Genomic DNA, 20791 nt, shown 5'->3' with positions numbered 1-20791 from the left:
GGATATCACCTGTGCCGCCGTTTTCATTTCCGATTCGGGGAAAAAACGGATACGTCCCCGTCGAAACTGCGCGCATGCATGTATCGCACATATGCATGTTGACCCGCTGCCTTTGACCCGCTATCGCATCTGCGAATTATTCTCAATTTCATGTGAGGGTTCTAAAAATGCGGGCATGGTGGATGATGGGCGTTTGCGCCGCCACGTTGATGGGTGGGGCCGCGATGGCGGAACCGGCGGCGACGATGACGGAAGAAATCATCGTCACGGGCCGCGTGCAGCGCCTGTACCGGGTGGAAGAAACCACCATCGGCAAGGTACCCGCCAACATCCTGGATATCCCGCAGGCGGTGCAGGTGATCAACGCGGAACTGATCAAGGATCTGGGGGCGCGCAACGTCACGGACCTGTACCGCAACATTTCCGGCCTGTCCTTCTTCACCTATGCCGGCGTCACCTTCCGCGGCTTCCGCCAGGAACAGGCCTATTATGACGGGATGCGCGGTGACCCGTTCATCGGCTTTGCCGTACCGCAATTGTTCAATATCGAACGGGTGGAGGTGCTGAAGGGTCCGGCAGGTATGCTGTATGGCCCGGCGGCACCGGGCGGGTCCTTGAACTATGTTACCAAGACGCCCCAGGACGATTTCCGGGGCGAGGTGCGGGCCTTTGCCGGCAATTACGACCGTTTGGGCGGTGCGGCGGAGGTGACGGGCCCCATCGATGAGGAAGGCCGCTTCGCCTACCGTGTCGGTGCCTATTATGAGGAGATGGACAGTTTCCGGGTCGGCGCCGGCAACGAGACGGCGATCGGCGATGCCAGCCTGCGCATCCGTCTGGCGGATGAGACGAAGCTGACGCTTCAGGTCATCCACTATGACCAGGACCTGCCCGCCAACCGCCTGCGCGGCATCCCCGTCACCAATGACGGCGTCTATCTGGCCCCCATCACCTGGAACCATAATGAGCCGACGGATTATTCGAAGCTGAAATCCGATGTGCTGCAGGCCAAGCTGGATACGCGGCTGACAGATGCCATCCGCATGGATGCCGGCGTGCGTTGGTTCAAATCCAACGAGGTGCAGCAATATCACGAACCGCGCGGCACCTATGACAGCAACCGCGACGGTATCCTGGACATGGTCCGACGTGAATTCCGTGACCAGAAGCGGGATAGCGATGCCCTGTCCATGGCCACCAATTTCATTGCCGACACGGAACTGGCCGGGCTGGATCACCAGTTCCTGTTCGGTGGCGACTGGTATCGCGAGGATGCGATCCTGATGCAGCGCTCCGCAGCGGCCAGCAATGCCGGCGGTCCCGTGCCTGATACCAGCCTGACCAACCGTGTCTATGGCCTGACCTCCGGTGCCGCCTATAACCTGTCCAATGTGCCGTTCAGCCGGACGGACACCCGCACCGAACGCCAGGGCGTCTACCTGCAGGATCAGGTCGGACTGGGCCAGCACTGGATCGCCCTGGCCGGCATTCGCTATGACCATTTCAAGGACCGCAACCGCGTCAATGGTTCGGACTTCTCCGACGGCGACTACACCTGGCGGACGGGCCTGATCTATAAGCCCACGGACGAAGTGTCCCTCTATGCCAGCTTCGCCAACAGTTTCGAACCACAGGCGATCGCCAGCCAGGCGGACAATGCCGGCGGTCCCTTCGACCCGATAACGGGCCGGCAGGTGGAAGCCGGTGTGAAGACGGCGCTGCTGGGTGGCCGCATCCAGGCCAACGGCGCCATCTACCGCATCGTGCGCGAAAACATGGTGCAGACCGACACCACCAAGGCGCCCGTCAATGGCGTCAACCAGTTGAGCCCCGTGGGCGAGGTGACGGCAAAGGGGCTGGAACTGGACCTTTCCGCCGATATCACGCCCGACTGGGTGTTCACGGCCAATTACGGCTATAACGACACCAAGATCACGGGCACGGTGCCGGGGCAGAGCCTGACCAATGCCGTGGGCAACCGCTTTGCCAATGCCCCGCGCCATAAGGTTGGCTTCTGGACCCGCTATCAGGTGCCGGCTATCGATACCGGCTTCGCCTTTGGCGGGGAACATGTCTCAAGGCGCCTCAGCCTGAACGGCCAGACGGTGAAGCCCTACACGATCTTCGACGCCTCCATCATCACGGATCTGGGCTTCGCGGAAGCGATGTTCCGGGTGAAGAACCTGTTCGACAAGGAATATGCCGCGTCGGGCTTCACCACCCATAACGGCCATTTCCCCGGCGAGCCGCGCACCTGGTTCGTCGAACTGCGGCGGACCTTCTAAACCATGGCGGCGGCGAAAGAACGGAAGCGGCGGTCGGTCTGGTGGGCGGTCCATGCCTGGGCCGGGCTGAAACTATCCCTGTTCATGACCTTCATCCTGGCAACGGGCACGCTGGCCGTGTTCTCCGCCGAACTGGACTGGCTGGTCACGCCATCGATGCGGGTGATGCCGCAGGAGGGACCGAAGGCCTCCTGGGGTACGCTGGCGGCATCGGCGCAGGAGGTCGTGCCCGGCGGGCGGCTGGCACAGATCTATGCGCCGCCGCATCCCGGCTTCGCGGCTGAGGCCTGGCTGGATACGGGAACCGCCCGGCCCACCCGCGTGCATCTGGACCCCTATACGGGGCGGGTCACAGGGGTGGCGGGCTGGTACAATATCCAGCGCTTCCTGCGGGAGACGCATCGCCATCTGATGCTGCCCGTGAAGCTGGGGGTGCCCATCGTCTGCACCCTGGCCATTCTGCTGCTGGCCTCGCTGGTCAGCGGCATCGTCACCTACAAGAAATGGTGGCGTGGCTTTTTCAAGCGGCCGCGCGGCGGGGATGGGCGCAGATTGTCGGGCGATCTGCACCGGCTGGCCGGGCTGTGGAGCCTGTGGTTCGTGGCCCTGATCGCGGTGACAGGCGTCTGGTACATGGTGGAATCGCTGGGTGGTGACGCGCCTGACCATCCTAGGGCCCCTGCCCTCTCCATCACGGTGGCACAGCCGGTGGGACCGGCCCTTGACGCCCTGATCGAGACGGGCCTGCGCGCCTATCCCGGCCTGGATATCCGTGAAATCCGCTATCCCACGGCCAAGGGCGCGCGGGGTCTGGTGCTGATGGGGCAGGCCGATGCCTGGCTGGTACGCGACCGGTCGAACGCCGTCTGGCTGAACCCCGATGACGGCGCGGTTCTGCTGGTCAGCAGGGGGGAGGAACTGACGGCCCATCAGCGCATATCGGAAATGGCGGACCCCCTGCATTTCGGCACACTGGGCGGCTTTGCCACAAAGATTGTCTGGTTTCTGGCGGGCATCCTGCTGACAGGCCTGTCGGTGACCGGGGTGATGATCTACAGCCTGCGCCTTCGCGCCGCCGCCGCATCGGGGACCGAAAGCCGCAATGGCTGGGTCCGGGCCTGGCGCGGCATGGGCTGGTGGGCCTATCCGGCATTGGGCCTGATCATCCTGTCACTGGCCCTTGCCCCCGGCGCCATGCTGGCCTGAAAGGGGGGGTCGCGGAGCAAGGTCCAGGATGCGGGGTGGTTTCGACGAACCATAACATTGAAATATAATGATTTTTAAGGATCAAAAATTTTAAGCTCCTGAATATCCAAAATTGGCTACCATTGGGCGCCGAGATTGGCTACTATTCCTTGGCAGCCGACATCCAAGCCGGCATCATGGACACGGGAGTACTGCACATGAGGAATTTGAAGCGGCTGATGCTGCTGGGTGTTGCGGCAGGGGCTGCGATGGTACCCGCCGCGCATGGCCAGGACATGGCCCTGGAAGAGATTGTGGTCACCGGGTCGCGCCTGTCCGCGACGATTGAGACCTTCCCCGGTTCCTACACCGTCGTGGGCCGCAAGGATCTGGAGGATCAGTTGTCGACGACGGCTGATATCGGGTCGGTCCTGTCCAACATGGTGCCCGGCATCGCCGCCTCCAACGGCACCGCCGCGAATGTCGAACAGAGCCTGCGCGGTCGTCCCCTGCGCGTCTTCATCGACGGCATCCCCGTGTCCAACCCGCTGCGTGACGGTGGCCGCGATCTGCGCCTGATCTCCCCATCCGTCATCGGCTCGATTGAAGTGATCCGTGGCGCCTCGGCCCTTTATGGTCAGGGTGGTGCCGGCGGCATCGTCAATTACATCACCAAGGACGCGCCCTCGACCCAGGAATTCCGTTTCAAGACGGAGATCGGGACCAGCCTGTCGACAGAGCATCTGGCCGATAGCGCACGGCCCAGCATTTCGCAAAGTGCGTCGGGCGCCATCGGTGGTTTCGATGTCAACCTGAACGGTTCGTATGAGCGGGTGAACGGCCAGTTCGATGCCGATGGCGACCGCCTGGCGCCCGATCCGCACAATTTCGGCGGCATCGCCGACAGCAATATCTATAACCTGTTCGCCAAGCTGGGCTATTCCTTCGGTGACCAGCGCATCGAAGCGATGGTCAATTACTACCAGCAGAAGCAGGACACCAACTACGTCACGGTCAGCGGCAATATCGCCAGGGGCATCAAGGAAACGGCGATCAAGGGCATGGCCGATCCCCGCGCCCTGGACCCGGAAAACCGCAACACCATCTCGTCCCTGGCTTATGAGAATGGCGACATTCTCGGCTCTGCCCTGAATAGCAAGATCTACTATCTGGAAAATTACAGCGTCTTTTCCTTCGATGCGGCGCGCCTGGGCGGGACCCAGACCACCATCACCTCGGAAAAGATCGGCTGGCAGACCGATTTCACCACCAAGCTGGATGATTGGGCTCTGGACGGGGGAACCGCGCTCTGGGGCTTCGACATTGCCCGTGACACCACCGAACAGCCGCTGATCCCGCTGACCAACAAGCCGGGCGATGGCCGCACCTTCACGCCGCCGCTGAAGCAGATGAACTATGCGGCCTTCATTCAGCTGGACGTGCCGGTCACCGACTGGTTCACCCTGCGTGCCGGCATCCGGCATGACGAATTCAAGATGAAGATCGATGATTTCGTGGCCGGGCTGACCAATGTGAAGGTGGCGGCGGGCGAACTGGATTACAGCGCCACGCCGGTCAATATCGGCGGCACACTGCATATCCTGCCCGAAGCAGAAGTCTTTGGCGGCTTCTCCCAGGGTTTCTCCATCCCCGATATCGGCGCGCCCCTGCGCCGCGTGACGGCACGCAATCTGGACAATTTCGATCCCAAGCCGCAGTTGGTGAATAACTACGAAATCGGCCTGCGCGGATCGGTCCTCGATATCGGCTACACGGTCGCCTATTTCATCAGCAAGTCGAAATACGGCACCGATTTCGTGATCGACACCGTGAACCCGACCGAGGCCGCGACCCTGCGCGAGAAGGAACGCATCCACGGCATCGAGGCTACCCTGAGCGGCAAGATCGGCGACAGCACAAGCTGGGGCGGCAGCTTCGCCTGGTCGGAGGGCAAGCGCGACGCCAATCATGACGGCAAGGTCGACACCCCCCTGACCGGGCGCCGCATCGGGCCGGAACAGTATAATGCCTGGCTGGAACAGGAATTCACCGCTGACTGGACAGGCCGTTTGCAGGTGAACCGCACCGGTTCGCGCAACAAGTTCCCCACTGCCAGGATCAATGATTTCTACACGGGCCGCGTGCGTCCCGTGACGCGTGTCGATGCGTCCACCCAGTACAGCATGAACAACCTGCTGTTCACGGTCGGTGTGAACAACCTGTTCAACAACGACTATTATTCCGTCACGTCCCAGATGATCAACCGCGACCAGCTGTACAGCAAGGCGGAGGGCCGTACCCTCTTCCTGAAGATGTCTGCGGAATACTGATCCGGCTGTCCCGGTCCTGCGGCTTTGTCCGCACCCCGGCACCGGGCCGATCCCTCCCGACATGGATGACAAGAATGACTCTGCCCGTGAACGGCGCGGAACGGGGCTTCACGCCCTATGATATCGGCAGGACACCGGCAACGGCCTGCCGTATCGACCAGCGCTTCTCCTACTGCCTTTATGTACCTTCCCGGCTGGTGGAAAACCCGGCGGGCGGGCGCATCCTGGCGGCGGTCCATGGCACGGACCGTGGCAATCAGGCGCTGCGGGACCTGTTCATCCCCTATGCCGAGGCAACGGGCAGCATCATCCTGGCCCCCTTGTTCCCCTGTGGGATCGGCGAGCCGCAGGAACGGGACAATTACAAATACATTGAATACCAGGGCATCCGCTTCGACCATCTGTTGCTGGACATGGTGGCGGAGGTGGCGGCGCGCTATGGCATCAATGCCGGGCGGTTCGACCTGTTCGGCTTCTCCGGTGGGGCGCATTTCGCCCATCGCTTCCTCTATCTGCATCCCGGCCGGCTGCGTGCCGTGTCGGTCGGGGCGCCGGGTTCGCCGACGCTGTTGGATACGGGCCGCCTCTGGTGGCTGGGTGTGGCCGATATGGAGCAACGGTTCGGCGTGCCGCTGGACCTGGACGCCATGCGGAAGGTCCGGGTGCATCTGGCCGTCGGGTCGGATGATACCGACACCTGGGAAATAACCCACACGCCGGGCTCCCGCCATTGGATGGAAGGCGCCAACGATGCCGGGGCGACGCGGGTCGAACGGCTGCATACGCTGGCCGCCAATCTGGCGGACAATCGCATTGATGTGCGGCTGGACATTCTGGACGGGTTCCGCCATTCCCGTGACGCCCTGGTCGGGGCCGCCATCGCCTTCCTGAACGGGCTGGCGGCGGAAGGGGGTGGCGATGTTTCGACCTAACCGCTTAAAGCGCCTGCTGCGGGAAAAGCGACCGGCGCGCGGGGCCTGGCTGTTCATGGGCAGCCCCGCCGTGACCGAGGCATTGGCCCCGCTGGGCTTCGATGCCCTGATCATCGACCATGAACATTCACCGGGCGGGCTGGAAACCGCCATCCATCAGATGCGGGCCATGGCGGGCACCGGCACCACGGTCCTGGCCCGCCTGCCAGACAATCACCCTGCCCCCGTCCGGCACCTTCTGGATGCCGGTGCCGAAGGATTGCTGGCCGCTAATCTGGAAAGTGCGGATGCCGCCGACCGGCTGGTGAAGGCCACACGCTATCCCCCGCACGGTATAAGGGGCGCGCACTACACCGTCTCCCGCGCCGCCGGCTGGGGTGCCTGGAGCTGGGAGGTGGCGGAATTCGGGGAGGCGGAAACCCTGACCATCGGCCTGATCGAAAGCGTAAAGGGCGTGGATGCCATCCCGGAGATGGCGAAGGTACCAGGCCTCGACATGCTGTTCATCGGGCCGCTGGACCTGTCGATCAGCGCCGGCGTGCCCGGACAATATGACGCCCCCGCATTCAAGGCTGTTCTGGAAGCGGCGGAACGGCGCATTCTGGAGGCGGGGCTGGCCCTGGGTGGAACCACGCTGCCGGGCCAGACGGCGGAGATGATGTTCGACCGTGGTTATGGCTTCGTCACCCTGGGCGCCGATGTCACCTTTCTGCGCCGGGGGGCCGGATTGGCCCTGGGCCAGACGGGTTGAAGGGGGAGAGATGATGAAGGACCGATCACCAGCCGCCCCTTCCCCCCCGATGCCGCCGCGCCGGCAGGTCATGGCCGGCATCGCCGCCGCCGCCCTGTTGCCGGGCATGGCCCGCGCCGATGATCCGGTCACGGCATCAAAGGCCGAAGGCGGCCTGCTGATCTACTCGATCATGGCCGAGTATAATTGGCGCCCCCTGCTGCGCGGGTTCCAGGCGCTGTACCCCTGGATCAAGGTCAATTGCCTGGACATGGGCCCGTCGGAAGTGTTCGAGCGTTATTACGCCGAAACCTCCGTCAACCGGCCCTCGGCCGACCTTATCGTGTCCAGCGCCCCTGATGCCTGGATGCGCTTCGCGGCCAAGGGCGGTATCGGCGCCCATATCAGCCGGGAAGAAGCCAGCCTGCCGGCCTGGAGCCGGCCCCTGCCCGGCCTCTACACGCTGTCGGCTGACCCGATGGTGATGATCTACAACAAGCTTTTGCTGAAGCCGGAGCAGTATCCCGACGGGTTGAACCGGCTGGCGGCTCTGGCGACAGAAAATCCGCTGAAGTTCCGCAAGCGCGTCACCACCTATGACGCCGCCGCCCATGCGCTCGCCTATGCCGTCCATTGGGCCGCCATCACCAGCGGACGCCCCGGTGGCTGGGACCTGATGCAGCGCCTTTCGCCCGCCGTGCGGGTGGAAAGCGGTGGGGCCGCGATGATGGAAAAGGTCACGACGGGCGAATATCTGGTCGGCTTCAATGTCTCTGCTGTCACCGTCTGGCCGCAGATGGCGACCAAGGGCCGGTCAGAGATCGTGGATTGGACCCTGGACAAGGATGGAACGGTGCTGGTGCCGCGCGGCATGGCCGTCACCGCCGGCAGCCGCAGCCCGGCCAGTGCCCGGCTGATGCTAGATTACCTGCTGTCGCATGATGGTCAGGTGGCGGCGGCTCAAGGCGGGTTGATGCCCTACCGGTCCGATGTCCGGCCCGACGAGGTGCCGTACCTGACCTATGATGGTCTGGTACGGCGGCTGGGGGGCGAGGACAGGATCGTCCATGTCGGTTACGACCCTACCATGCTTGACCATTATCAGGACTTCATCGCCCGCTGGAACGCCACGTTCAAGGCGCGGCGGTGAGGGTGGCCGCTCTCTCTACCGTCACCCCGGCGAAAGCCGGGGCCCAGTGTAAGGCGCGGTCAGCGCCGACATGACTCTTATCGCGGCAGACGCCGCTCTACGCCTGGGCCCCGGCTTTCGCCGGGGTGACGGTGATGAAGCGGGATGACGCAACGATCACTACCCCCACCCCCTGACATCAAGGACCGGACCGGCCCATGTCCCTGGCGGAACCCCAATCCCGATTTTTCCGGCCCGACCGGGCGCTGCTGATCCAGGCAGCGGTTGCGCTGGCGACGCTGGCCCTGGTGCTGGGGCCATTGGTGCCCGTGCTGTGGCAGTCGCTGCTGGACCGCCCGCTGTACGAGGCTGACCCGCTGTTCAGCCTGGACAATTATGTCCGGCTGTTCGGCAATCCCCGCTTTCATGATGCGTTGGGTAACTCGGTGCTGCTGGCACTGCTGTCCACGCTGATCGCCACGGTCCTGGGCGTGGCCTTCGCGCTGTTCCTGGAACGCACCGATATGCCGGGGCGTGGCTGGCTGCGCAACCTCACCCTTTGGCCCATGTATGTGTCGCAACTGGTGTTGGCCTTTGCCTGGTTCATCCTGTACGGCCCGTCCGGCTATGTCACGCTGGCGGTGGAACGGATGGCCGGCGTGCCGCTGTGGGACATGTATACGATCCTGGGCATGGGGCTGCTGGCCGGCACGTCGCAGGCACCCGTCGTCTATCTGTTCTGCTCCTCATCCGCCCGCATGGCCGACGCCACGCTGGAGGATGCGGCCCGTTCCGTCGGTGCTGGCCCCCTGCGCGCGCTCTGGTCCGTGTCCCTGCCCCTGATGCGGCCATCCATCATCTATGCAGCCTTGCTGACCTTCATCGGTTCGCTGGAAATGCTGGCGGTTCCGCTGGTATTCGGCAAGCCGGTGGGTTTGGAGTTCTTCACAACCTTCCTCTATATGGAGGGGCTAGGCGCCATCACCCCGGATTACGGGCTGATCGGGGCGGCGGCGACCCTGCTGCTGGTCGTGATTTCCATTCTGCTGGTGATCCAGGGCCTGCTGCTGCGCCAGTCCAAGCGTTTCGTCACGGTGCGCGGCAAGGCCCAGCGGCCCAAACTGGCGCCCATCGGTCGGGTCGGCTGGGTCGTCTGCGGATTGATGAGCCTCTACACCGCCCTTGTGCTGTTGCTGCCGCTGGCCGGGATCGTGCTACGCTCGGTCACCAGTTTCCTCACCCCCCTGATGTCACCCTTCGACCTGCTGACGCTGGACCATTTCGAGATTCTGTTCGGGTACGAGGCCTATCGCCGCTCCATCGTCAATTCGGTGTTCATCGCGGCCTTTGGCGGGGCGCTGGCCACCCTGTTCGTGGCCATGGTGGCGCTGGTGGCCCACCGGTCGGAATTCCGGTTCCGTCGCGCCCTGGAATTCGTGGCGCTCTATCCCCGCGCCATGCCGGGCATCATTGCGGGTATCGGCATGTTCTGGGCCATGCTGCTGCTGCCCTTCGCCCATGTGTTGCAGGGCACGATCTGGCTGCTGATGCTGGCCTTCACCATGCGCGGCATTCCCATGGCCTTCGGCGCCCTGTCGCCCACCCTGCATCAGATCGGTCGCGAACTGGACCAGGGCGCGCGGTCAGTGGGGGCCGACTGGTGGACCACGGTCCGCGTGATCATCTTGCCCCTGATGAAGCCGGCGCTGTTTTCGGCCTATGTGCTGCTGTTCCTGGCCTTCTTGAAAGAATATGCCGCCGCCGTGTTCCTGTTCGCTCCCGGTGCAGAGATCATCGGCACGACGATGCTGACCTTCTGGACCAATGGCAGCACAGGACCGGTCGCCGCCCTCTCCGTCATTCAGCTCGCCATCACGGCCCTGTTCGTGACGCTGGCGCGCCGCAGCTTGAGGACCAACAAAGATGTCTGAGGTTGTCGTTGATCGTCTGAACAAGCATTATGGCCCGGTGCAGGCCCTGTACGAGGTCAGCCTGCATGTTCCCGACGGGGAATTCCTGACCCTGCTGGGGCCATCGGGCTGCGGCAAGTCCACGACCCTGTTCGCCATCGCCGGGCTGGACAGCCCGTCGAGCGGGCGCATTACGGTGGGTGGACGGGACTTCTACAATGGGGCCAGCGGCCTGGAACTGCCGCCGGAAAAGCGCAATCTGGGTCTGGTTTTCCAGTCCTACGCCCTGTGGCCGCACATGAATGTGCGCCAGAACCTGGCCTTCCCCCTGCGCCTGCGCAAGGTGGGGAAGAAGGAGCAGGATGCGCGGATCGAGGAGGCACTGGCCCTGGTGGAGATGGGCGCCTATATCGACCGTTACCCACACGAATTGTCGGGCGGGCAGCAGCAGCGCGTAGCCCTGGCCCGCACCCTGGTCTTCCGCCCCTCCCTGCTGCTGCTGGACGAACCCTTGTCCAACCTGGATGCCAAGCTGCGTATCAAGGCGCGGTCCTGGTTGAAGCAGTTGCAGCGGCAGCTGGGCCTGACCACGCTGTACGTCACCCATGACCAGTCCGAAGCCCTGGCCCTGTCCGACCGGATCGTGGTGATGGAGAAGGGGCGCGTATCGCAACTGGGCAGCCCGGAGGAAATCTACCGCCGCCCCGCCAACGCCTTCGTGGCCGATTTCGTGGGCGCCAGCAATTTCCTGCCCGGTGAGGTGGTGGATCGCAACGCCACCGCCGGCACCTGCCGGGTGAAGCTGGCGGGCGGGGATGTGCTGACGGCCCTGTGGCCCGACACCTCCGCCCCGCCTGCCGGCAACCTGCTGACGGTGCGTCCCGAACATGTCAAGCTGTCGGCGGAACCGCCCCTGCCCGGCCCGGAGGTCAATATCCTGACGGGCCGCATCCTGGAACGGGCGTACCTGGGTGCGCGCCTGCTCTACACGCTGGATTGCGGCCATGGCATGGTCGTGATGGCGGAGACGGAGACGCGGGTGGAGGGCGATACGGCCTGGCTGTGCTTCGCCATCGACGACACGCTGCTGGTCAGGGCCTGACGGATCGGGAGGGGCGGGTATGTACAGGATCGACCTGGCGGGCACCCGCCACCGCTTCCCCGATCTGAAATCGCTGCTGGCGGCGGCCACGCCCCTGCGGTCGGGGGACGAACTGGCCGGCATCGCGGCGGAAAATGCCGAGGCGCGGGTGGCCGCCCGCCACATCCTGGCCGACCTGCCGCTGAAGATTTTCTTGACCGAAACCGTGGTGCCGTATGAGGAGGATGAGGTCACCCGCCTGATCATCGACAGCCATGATCAGGCCGCCTTCGCCACTGTCGCCAGCCTGACGGTGGGGGAATTCCGCGACTGGCTGCTGGATGACCGGGTACGGGCACGCGACCTGACGGCCCTGTCGCCCGGCCTGACGGCGGAGATGGCGGCGGCGGTATCAAAGCTGATGCGCAATCAGGATCTGATCGCCGTGGCGCGCAAATGCCGGGTGGTCCGGCGCTTTCGCAGTTCCATCGGACTACGCGGGCGGCTGGCGGTCCGGTTGCAGCCCAACCATCCGACCGACGATCCAGCGGGGATCGCCGCCTCGATCCTGGACGGGTTGCTGCATGGCTGTGGCGATGCCGTCATCGGCATCAATCCCGCCACCGACAATGTGGAAGGCGCCATCGCCCTGCTGCGCCTGATCGATGATCTGCGCCTGCGCTACGCCATTCCCACGCAAAGCTGCGTGCTGACCCATGTCACCAACAGTTTACAGGCCATTGAACGCGGCGCCCCCGTCGATCTGGTGTTCCAGTCGGTGGCGGGCACACAGGGGGCCAATCGTGGTTTCGGCATCGACCTTGCCCTTCTGGCAGAGGCGCAGGACGCCGCCCTGTCGCTGAAACGCGGCAGCATCGGCAATGACGTGATGTATTTCGAAACCGGCCAGGGTAGCGCCCTGTCCGCCGGCGCCCATCACGGCGTGGACCAACAGACGCTGGAGGTTCGGGCGCAGGCGGTGGCGCGGGCCTTCCGCCCCCTGCTGGTCAACAGCGTCGTCGGCTTCATCGGACCTGAATATCTCTATGACGGGCGGCAGATCATCCGGGCGGGCCTGGAGGATCATTGCACGGGCAAGCTGCTGGGCCTGCCGATGGGAGTGGATGTCTGCTACACCAACCATGCCGAGGCCGACCAGAACGACATGGATAACCTGCTGACCCTGCTGGGCGTGGCCGGTGTCTCTTTCGTCATGGGCGTGCCGGGTGCCGATGACATCATGCTGAACTATCAAAGCACATCCTTCCACGACGCGCTTTATGTGCGCGACGTGCTGGGCGTGCGTCCGGCACCGGAGTTTGAGGCCTGGCTGGAAGGCATGGGCATGCTGGACACGCGGGGCCGCGTGGCCCCGCGCGACATCGCCACCCTGCCCCTGGCCCGCGCCATCGCCGATCAGAGGTTCACGACGCCATGAACCAGCCGCCCGCCGACGATCCACTGGCCCGGCTGCGGGCCGCGACCCAGGCCCGTATCGGCTTGGGCCGGGCCGGCCATGCCATGCCCACCCGCGCCTGCCTGGATTTCGACCTGGGTCATGCCCGCGCCCGAGATGCCGTCTGGACGCCGCTGGACGCGGACGCCGTCACGGCGCAGGCCGGCGACTGGCCGGTGATAACAGTCCGCAGCCAGGCGCCCGACCGCGCAACCTATCTGCGCCGCCCCGACCTGGGCCGCGAACTGGCGGCGGCGGACGGGTTGCCGGCAGGGCCGTTCGACCTGTCCATCATCATCGGCGACGGGCTGTCGGCCCGCGCGGCCCAGGCGCATGGTGCCGCCCTGGCGCTGGATCTGCGTCACCGGCTGCCCGGCTGGTCCCTGGCCCCGCTGGTGCTGGCGCATCAGGCGCGCGTGGCGCTGGGCGATGCCATCGCCGCCAGCATGGGCGCCCGCTTCGCCCTGATGCTGATCGGGGAACGGCCCGGCCTGTCGGCCGCCGACAGTCTGGGCGCTTATCTGACCATCGATCCGCGTCCGGGCCGCATGGACAGCGAACGCAACTGTGTTTCCAACATCCGCCCGCCGCACGGGCTTTCCATTGCCCAGGCCGGGGAAAAGCTGGCCTGGCTGCTGATGGAGGGACGGCGGATCGGGGCCACCGGCATCGCGCTGAAGGATGCCGCACCAACCAGGGACAGACCCCATGTTCACCATCAATCCCATGCCCCCGATCCCGCCCGGCCCGCTTCTGGACAAGCTGTTGCAGGTGGAGACGGCGACGGTGGGCCATTTCCGCCATGACGGCTTCATCGACCCCGCCATCCGCCTCGTCCTGCCCTGGGCGCGCATCGCGGGGCCGGCGGTGACGGTGCGGATTGCGGGGCCTGACAGCACCCTGCTGCACCATGCCGTCAGCAGCGCGCGGCCCGGCGACGTGCTGGTCATCGACCGCTGCGGGGACACGCGCCATGCCTGCTGGGGCGGGGTGACGACGAATGCCGCGCGGCTGGCCGGTATCGCCGGGGTCATCATCGACGGTCCCGCCACCGATTTCGGGGAAATCGTGAAGGCGGGCCTGCCCGTCTGGTGCCGGGGCCCCTCGGCCCTGACCACGAAATTCCTGCCCCTGGATAGCGCCATGAATGTGCCGGTCAGCGTCGGCGGCGTGGCGATCAATCCCGGCGACCTGATCCTCGCCGATGACAGCGGGGCCATCGCGCTGCCCCCGGACGCGGCGGAGGCCGCCGCCGACCGCGCCATCGGCCTTCAGGAACGCGAACGTCTGGTGCTGGCCCGGTTGGCGGCGGGTGAGAGGCTGGCCGATATCTCGGGCGCTTCCGACCTCATTCGGCGCGCGGGTGCGGCGTGACCGTACAGCGCTGGCACCGCTGGGCCGGGCTGTTCCTGGGGCTGTTCATCGCGGTCCAGGGGCTGGGCGGTGTGCTGCTGCTGTTCCGGCAGCCCCTTAATCACCTGCTGCACCCCGCCGCCTTCACCCCATCGCCCCCCGCGCTGGACGCCAATGTCGACGCCGTGCGAGCCAGCGGCTGCACCATCAGCCGCATCGACCTGCCCGACCTTGCCACCGACCCGCTGTTCTTCCACCTGACCTGCGCGGGGGAGGCCTTCATGGCGACGGCAGGTGGCGGGCGGGTGCTGCGTCTGGCGCCGCTGGGTGACTGGCCCATGGAATGGCTGTTCCAGTTCCATTACCGGTTGGCCGCCGGCACGGCGGGACAGCAGGCGGTGGGCTGGATCGGCGTGGCGCTGCTGGCGCTGTGCCTGACGGGCTTCTGGCTGCTGGCACGCACGGCCCGTCGGGACGGCTGGCGGTCGCTGTTCCGCCCTGGCTGGCCCGCCGCACCCCTGCGTCGCTGGCGTGACCTGCACCGCGCCGCCGGCCTGTATCTGGTTCCCGTCCTGGCCCTGCTGGCCCTGACCGGCATCGGTATGGCCTGGAACCCGACCGTGACGGCGGCACTGCCCGTCACGCCGCGCCCATCGCCACAGGTCCCGGTGCGCCCGGATACACCCTTGTTGCCGCTATCCAGCATCATCGACCGGGCAAAGGGGGAGGCGCCAAGCAGCATCCGCCTGCCCGGCGGGCATGGGCGGGTAGTGATGGTCATGCTGGGCCGCGCCGACAGCCCGGATTATGAACAATTCTGGTTTGATGGCTATACCGGCACCCTGCTGGGCACCCGCCGCGCGGCGGAACGGGCAGTGGCGGACCGGTTCATGGACCTGTTCTATCCACTGCATACGGGCAGCCTTCTGGGTCCGGCGGGCACAGCCCTGATGCTGCTGGCCGGCCTGTCCTTGCCGGGTTTCCTGGCCACAGGCCTCTATCTCTGGTCACGACGACGCGGGCCGACAACGCTGCTGCTGCGGGTTGCGGCCCTGTCGCGCGATGGCACCGGCGTGCTGCACATCACCCTGCGTCACCGGTTCGGCCTGCCCCTGCCGCGCTTTGGCGCCGGTGACCATGTGGATGTGCATCTGCCCAATGGCCTGGTCCGGCAATATAGCCTGTGCGGACGGCCCGGACGGCGCCGTTCCTGGCAGATCGCGGTGCGCCTGTCGGATGTCTCCGCCGGCGGATCGGCCTGGATTCACACACATCTGGCCGTGGGGTCACATCTGCGCCTGGGACAGCCACGCGCGCACTTCCCGCTATCATCCGGGAACGCTCCCGTCCTGCTATTGGCCGGCGGCATCGGTATCACGCCGCTTCTTTCCATGGCCTGGACCTTGTGGGGAACGGGACGGCCCTTCACCCTGCTGGTCTGCGCCCACGACCGCGCCGCCCGCCCCCTGGCCGGGGCCATCACCGCCACGCCCCTGGCCCCTTTCGTGCGCTGGCATGACAGCGCCGCGGATGGCCGCATCGATCTTCGCACCCTGATAACCGCGCAGGCACCCGGCACGCATCTTTACACCTGCGGTCCCGATGCCTTCATGCAGGCGGCACTGGATACGGCCCACAGCCTGGGCTGGTCACCCGACCGGCTGCATTGGGAAGCCTTCGCCCCCACCACACCCAGCGGCCCCGCCTTTACGGCCATTGTGGAAGGGAAGGCGATACCCGTGGCTGCCGGTGAAAGCCTGCTGGATCGGCTGCTGGCCGAAGGCATCGCCCTCCCCCATTCCTGCCGCCGGGGCCTGTGCGGGCAATGCGTGGTGACCGTGCGATCCGGCGCGGTGGACCACCGCGACAGTATCCTGACACCGGACGACCACGCCGCCGGTCGCATGACCACCTGCTGTTCCCGCGCCGCCGCCGACGGCGGGACCCTGCACCTTTCCCTGACGCCATAACGCCGCCCGACAGCGAAGCCTGTTGACATGCGGTAGATGGTAGCCAATTTTGGCAGTATATATTTCCGCCATGATGGAGCCTGCGATGCCCCCCCTGTCCGTCGCCTGTGTGCAAAGCACGGCGACATCCGACCCACAGCACAATCTGGCCGCCATCACACCGCTGATCCGTCAGGCGGCGGCGGGCGGGGCGACGCTGATCTGTCTGGCAGAGGCGTTCGACTTTCTGAACCCCTCCTTCACGGCGCTGCGCGACTATGCGCTGCCGGAGGGGGAGCATCCGGCCTTGATCTTGCTGTCGCATCTGGCGCGGGAACTGTCGGTCTGGCTGCTGGCCGGGTCGGTGTCGGTGAAGCTGGCGGATGGGCGCATGGCCAACCGGTCGGCCCTGATCGGCCCGGATGGTGCGATCACCGCCCGCTATGACAAGATCCACCTGTTCGATGTGGACCTGCCCGACGGGTCACGCTTCCGCGAAAGCGATTTCTATCGCCCCGGCGACCGGGCCGTGGTGGCGGATGGGCCGGATGGCGCACGGATCGGCATGGCCATCTGCTATGATGTGCGGTTCCCGCATCTGCACCGGACGCTTGCCCAGACGGGCGCCCAGATCATCACCGTGCCCGCCGCCTTCAGTTCCATGACAGGCCCCCTGCATTGGGAGGTGCTGCTGCGCGCGCGTGCCATCGAAACCGGCTGTTTCGTGCTGGCCCCGGCCCAATGCGGCGACAATTACGCTGGCCGCCGCTCACACGGGCAAAGCCTGATCATCGATCCCTGGGGCCGGGTTCTGGGCCGGCTGGGGGATGAGCCGGGGGTGCTGTCGGCCAGCCTGGACCTGGATCAGGTCGCCGCCTTCCGCGCCGCCATCCCTTCCCCCGTCACCAACAATCCGTTCCGGATCGGAGCCTGAAACCCATGCAGACCATCACACGCCGCATCACCCTGCGCGAAGGCCACGAGGTCGTGGCTTACATCCATGGCGCGGGAAAGCGGACCTTGTTCCTGGCCAATGGCGGCCCTGGCCTGCCCAACCGCTACTTGCGTGAACCGCATCTGCGGCTGGCGGAGAAGGGCTATCGCATCGTGGGCTGGGATCAGTTGGGCTGCGGCGCCAGCGACCGTCCCACCGATCCCGGCCTCTGGACCCTGGAACGCTATGTGGATGAAGCCGAACAGGTCCGCCGCGCGCTTGACCTGGGGCCGGTGGATTTCCTGGGCCATTCCTGGGGGACCTGGCTCGGCACTGAATATTGCCTGACATATCCCGAGGCCGTGCGATCCTACATCATCGCCGACGGCGCTTGCGACATCCCGCATCTGGTGGGCGAACTGAACCGCCTGCGTCTGGCCCTGGGGTCGGAGACGGTGACCATGATGGTGGCGCATGAGGCGGCGGGAACCCTTGACCACCCGGAATATCAGGCCGCCGTCACCTTGCTGAACCACCGCCATGTCTGCCGGCTGCGCACCTGGCCGGAACCGCTGACGGCATCGCTGGCCGATTGGAACATGGGCCCCTATGTCACCATGCAGGGGCCTAATGAATTCACCTATACCGGCAATATGAAGGATTGGAACCGCGTGCCCGCCATGGGCGCCATCAAGGCCCCCTGCCTTGTCCTGACCGGCAAGCATGATGAACTGACACCCGCCTGTTCGCTGCGCATGCATATGGCTCTGCCGGACAGCCGTATCCGCATCTTCGAGAACAGTTCCCACATGCCGTTTTATGAGGAGCCGGACGCCTATTTCGCGGAACTGGAAGGTTTTCTGGCATCGGTTGAGAGGTGAGGATGCGGGACAACCGGCCCTTGGCGATTGGATTGGCGGTCTGCTAATATGTTGAGCAGAAATCAGATAACAAATTGGCTACCGCAACCATGGCAACGACCAAGGAAACCACCAGGGACAAAGAAGCCGAGGCCGCCAGCCTTGTCAGCCGGCTGGAAGCGGACCTGCTGGGTGGGGTGTTCCGGCCTGGGGAATGGCTGAAACAAACCGACATCGAAACGAATTATGATGCACATCGTTTCGATGTCAGAATGGCCCTTCTGGACCTTAAGACACGCCAGCTTCTGGAACATGTCCCCAATCGCGGTTACCGCGTGGCCAGCCTGTCGCAGCAGGACCGCGAGGAGTTGATCGAGGCGCGCACTGTACTGGAGGTGGCGGCGGCCCGGCGCGTGGTGGAACGGGCGACCGATGATGATGTAGCCGAACTGGACCAGATCGTCGCGGAATTCGACGCCAATATGGAAGATGCCGACCTGCCGCTGCTGCGCGCCCTCAATGCGAAGTTCCACGACCGGCTTTATGCCATCTGTGGAAACCGCGTGATGATGGAAGAGATCAAGGCCCTGCGCCATCGCGGCCTTCCGGGTGTGCGCGGCTGGCGCGCCAATTCCGCCATCCAACGCTCCAACCGTGACCATGGCGACATGGTTGCCATGATCCGCGCCCGCGATGCCGACGGCCTGGTCCATGCGATCGAACGTCACCTCAATCGCTGGCGGGAGGAGTGATACTAACGGTCAAAATTCTTGACCGTTAGGTCGTAGTAACAATTTAACTACTGTAACCAGAGTGCGACAGCGGCCAATTTGACGAAGCCCAGGAAGTTGACGAGGAGCTTGTCGTATCGGGTAGCAACACGCCGGAAATGCTTGAGTTTGTTGAAGAAGCGCTCCACCGCATTGCGCTCCTTGTAGAGGTCTTTGTCGTAGGGAATGGAGACCTTCCGATGCTTTCTTGGCGGAATGACGACTTCGCTACCCTGATCTTTGATCTTCTGTCGTAGCGGGTTGCTGTCGTAGCCCTTGTCGGCCAGGACGGCACCGGCTTTCAGCCCCTCGACGAGTTCTTCACCTCGGGCGGCATCATTCTGTTGCCCGGGTCCTGCGATCAACCGTACTGGCAACCCTAACGCATCCGTTCCAGCGTGGATTTTTGTGCTCAATCCTCCCCGGGAACGGCCAAGTCCTTGGGCATGCGCCCCCCTTTTACCTTGCGGGCTCCAGCCGCATGCTGATGCGCGCGAATGACCGTCAAATCAATCATCAGCCATTCAAGGTCCGCTTCCTTCGACAACTGGGCGAACAACTTAGAGCTGGTCCCCGGTGAGCGGACAGTTTGGTAAGCTTGGTTTGCCCTTATTGAAGGACGACCGACATGACGGGACAGAGGAAGCGATATTCAGCTGATTTCAAGGCGAAGGTGGCGCTTGAGGCGATCCGGGGCGAGTTGACGATGGCGCAACTGGTGTCGAAGCACGGTGTTCACCAGACAATGATTAACGCTTGGCGCAAGCAGGCGATTGAAGGGATGGCATCGTCGTTTTCCGGCAAGGCCGATGCCAGTCCAGTCGTTGATGGCACCGAGATCGACCGGCTGCATGCCAAGATCGGGCAGTTGGTGGTGGAGCGGGATTTTTTGCGCAAGGCCTCCGGTCGATGAGTGCCGGTCGGAGGCGGGCAATGGTGGACCGATCCCATCCCGGCTTGTCGGTTGTCCGGCAATGCGCGCTGCTGTCGATCAGCCGGTCGCATTATTATGGGCCGGTACGGGGCGAGAGTGCTGAGAACCTGGCGCTGATGCGGGTGATTGATGCGCAGTTTCTGGAGACACCCTGGTACGGCAGTCGGCAGATGACCCAGCATCTGCGGCGCCAGGGGCATGTCATCAATCGCAAACGGGTGCGCCGGCTGATGGGCCGGATGGGGTTGGCCGTCATCTATCAGCGGCCGAAGACCAGCGTTCCCCATCCCGAGCACAAGATCTGGCCCTACCTGCTGCGGGACCTGACCATCGACCGGCCGGACCATGTCTGGTGTACGGACATCACCTACATTCCCATGCGACGGGGTTTTCTGTACCTGATCGCCGTGATGGACTGGGCATCGCGTAGGGTGCTGGCCTGGAAACTGTCGAACAGCATGGACATCGATTTCTGCCTGCAGGCCTTGCAGGAGGCCATGACCCGGCACGGCAAGCCGGAAATCTTCAACACCGACCAAGGCGGCCAATTTACCAGCCCGAAATTCACCGGCATCTTGACCGATGCCGGTATCAAGGTTTCCATGGATGGAAGGGGCCGCTGGATGGACAATGTGTTCATCGAACGGCTCTGGCGGTCGCTGAAATACGAATGCGTCTATCTCCACGCTTTCGAGGCCGGCAGCGAGGCCAGGGCCGGGATCGGACGCTGGATTGAATACTACAATAACCAACGCCCGCATTCCGCGCTCGGGGGACAAACACCGGAGGAGGCATACAGGCGAGGGGCGGAAAGACTGTGTTTGGCGGCGTGAACTGATCAGGACCAAGCTTAACGCCGAACAAAAACTGTCCGCTCACCGGGGACCAGCTCTGGCAGGTCTCGGACGGAGGCGGCGGAGCAAAGCGGCATGGAGCGTCAGACCTTGCGGGAC

General features: G+C 64.6%; 16 protein-coding genes and 1 pseudogene. 16 read left to right on the top strand and 1 reads right to left on the bottom strand.

The annotated features are described in order from the left end of the window. Nucleotides 1–167 precede the first annotated feature (167 nt). The 15 genes from ACODSP_RS13630 (at nucleotide 168) to ACODSP_RS13560 (ending at nucleotide 18886) form a co-directional block, all read left to right on the top strand. Entirely contained in the window at nucleotides 168–2285 is a 2118-nt protein-coding gene (locus ACODSP_RS13630; protein WP_488966114.1) for a TonB-dependent siderophore receptor, read from the top strand. Between the two features lie 3 nt (nucleotides 2286–2288). Beyond that, nucleotides 2289–3491, top strand: a complete 1203-nt coding sequence (locus ACODSP_RS13625) for a PepSY-associated TM helix domain-containing protein (protein ID WP_488966113.1) — start codon at nucleotides 2289–2291, stop codon at nucleotides 3489–3491. A gap of 197 nt (nucleotides 3492–3688) precedes the next feature. Continuing rightward, nucleotides 3689–5800 carry a TonB-dependent receptor gene (locus ACODSP_RS13620; RefSeq protein WP_488966112.1) on the top strand — a complete coding sequence of 704 codons (2112 nt, stop codon included), beginning with the start codon at nucleotides 3689–3691 and terminating at the stop codon, nucleotides 5798–5800. Between the two features lie 74 nt (nucleotides 5801–5874). Continuing rightward, nucleotides 5875–6732 carry an alpha/beta hydrolase gene (locus ACODSP_RS13615; RefSeq protein ID WP_488966111.1) on the top strand — a complete coding sequence of 286 codons (858 nt, stop codon included), beginning with the start codon at nucleotides 5875–5877 and terminating at the stop codon, nucleotides 6730–6732. Then, a complete protein-coding gene (locus tag ACODSP_RS13610) occupies nucleotides 6719–7483 on the top strand; it encodes an HpcH/HpaI aldolase family protein (protein WP_444732324.1) in 765 nt (254 codons plus the stop codon). Before ACODSP_RS13615 ends, ACODSP_RS13610 begins: the two co-directional genes overlap by 14 nt. A gap of 10 nt (nucleotides 7484–7493) precedes the next feature. Next, a complete protein-coding gene (locus ACODSP_RS13605) occupies nucleotides 7494–8612 on the top strand; it encodes an ABC transporter substrate-binding protein (RefSeq protein ID WP_488966110.1) in 1119 nt (372 codons plus the stop codon). Between the two features lie 197 nt (nucleotides 8613–8809). Continuing rightward, a complete protein-coding gene (locus tag ACODSP_RS13600) occupies nucleotides 8810–10522 on the top strand; it encodes an ABC transporter permease (RefSeq protein WP_488966109.1) in 1713 nt (570 codons plus the stop codon). Continuing rightward, entirely contained in the window at nucleotides 10515–11603 is a 1089-nt protein-coding gene (locus tag ACODSP_RS13595) for an ABC transporter ATP-binding protein (RefSeq protein WP_488966108.1), read from the top strand. Before ACODSP_RS13600 ends, ACODSP_RS13595 begins: the two co-directional genes overlap by 8 nt. Before the next feature lie 19 nt (nucleotides 11604–11622). Beyond that, on the top strand, nucleotides 11623–13020 hold the full coding sequence (locus ACODSP_RS13590) for an ethanolamine ammonia-lyase subunit EutB (RefSeq protein ID WP_488966107.1): 1398 nt from the start codon (nucleotides 11623–11625) through the stop codon (nucleotides 13018–13020). After that, complete coding sequence (gene eutC, locus ACODSP_RS13585; RefSeq protein WP_488966106.1) at nucleotides 13017–13844, top strand: ethanolamine ammonia-lyase subunit EutC; 828 nt, start codon at nucleotides 13017–13019, stop codon at nucleotides 13842–13844. Before ACODSP_RS13590 ends, eutC begins: the two co-directional genes overlap by 4 nt. Continuing rightward, nucleotides 13747–14412, top strand: coding sequence for an RraA family protein (locus ACODSP_RS13580; RefSeq protein ID WP_488966105.1), 666 nt, complete (start codon nucleotides 13747–13749; stop codon nucleotides 14410–14412). The genes eutC and ACODSP_RS13580 overlap by 98 nt, the downstream gene beginning before the upstream one ends. Then, a complete protein-coding gene (locus ACODSP_RS13575) occupies nucleotides 14409–16361 on the top strand; it encodes a PepSY domain-containing protein (protein WP_488966104.1) in 1953 nt (650 codons plus the stop codon). Before ACODSP_RS13580 ends, ACODSP_RS13575 begins: the two co-directional genes overlap by 4 nt. Nucleotides 16362–16446: 85 nt before the next feature. Further along, on the top strand, nucleotides 16447–17274 hold the full coding sequence (locus tag ACODSP_RS13570) for a carbon-nitrogen hydrolase family protein (RefSeq protein WP_488966103.1): 828 nt from the start codon (nucleotides 16447–16449) through the stop codon (nucleotides 17272–17274). 5 nt (nucleotides 17275–17279) lie between these two features. Continuing rightward, nucleotides 17280–18155, top strand: a complete 876-nt coding sequence (locus ACODSP_RS13565) for a proline iminopeptidase-family hydrolase (protein WP_488966102.1) — start codon at nucleotides 17280–17282, stop codon at nucleotides 18153–18155. Between the two features lie 89 nt (nucleotides 18156–18244). Beyond that, nucleotides 18245–18886 carry a GntR family transcriptional regulator gene (locus ACODSP_RS13560; RefSeq protein ID WP_488966101.1) on the top strand — a complete coding sequence of 214 codons (642 nt, stop codon included), beginning with the start codon at nucleotides 18245–18247 and terminating at the stop codon, nucleotides 18884–18886. Between the two features lie 47 nt (nucleotides 18887–18933). Here ACODSP_RS13560 and ACODSP_RS13555 read toward each other — a convergent pair. Next, nucleotides 18934–19478 (bottom strand): annotated as a pseudogene (locus tag ACODSP_RS13555) (IS5 family transposase); the annotation flags it as partial. A gap of 54 nt (nucleotides 19479–19532) precedes the next feature. Here ACODSP_RS13555 and ACODSP_RS13550 point away from each other — a divergent pair. Beyond that, nucleotides 19533–20671, top strand: a protein-coding gene (locus ACODSP_RS13550) for an IS3 family transposase (RefSeq protein WP_488966100.1) whose coding sequence is annotated in 2 segments (ribosomal slippage) — nucleotides 19533–19788 and nucleotides 19788–20671 — 1140 coding nt in all. Because the reading frame shifts where the segments join, the coding sequence is not laid out codon by codon here. Nucleotides 20672–20791: the final 120 nt, after the last annotated feature.

The organism is Niveispirillum sp. FG156 (assembly GCF_057809555.1).
Note: the sequence above shows the minus strand (reverse complement) of the source record. Positions and strands in the feature narration are given on the sequence as shown.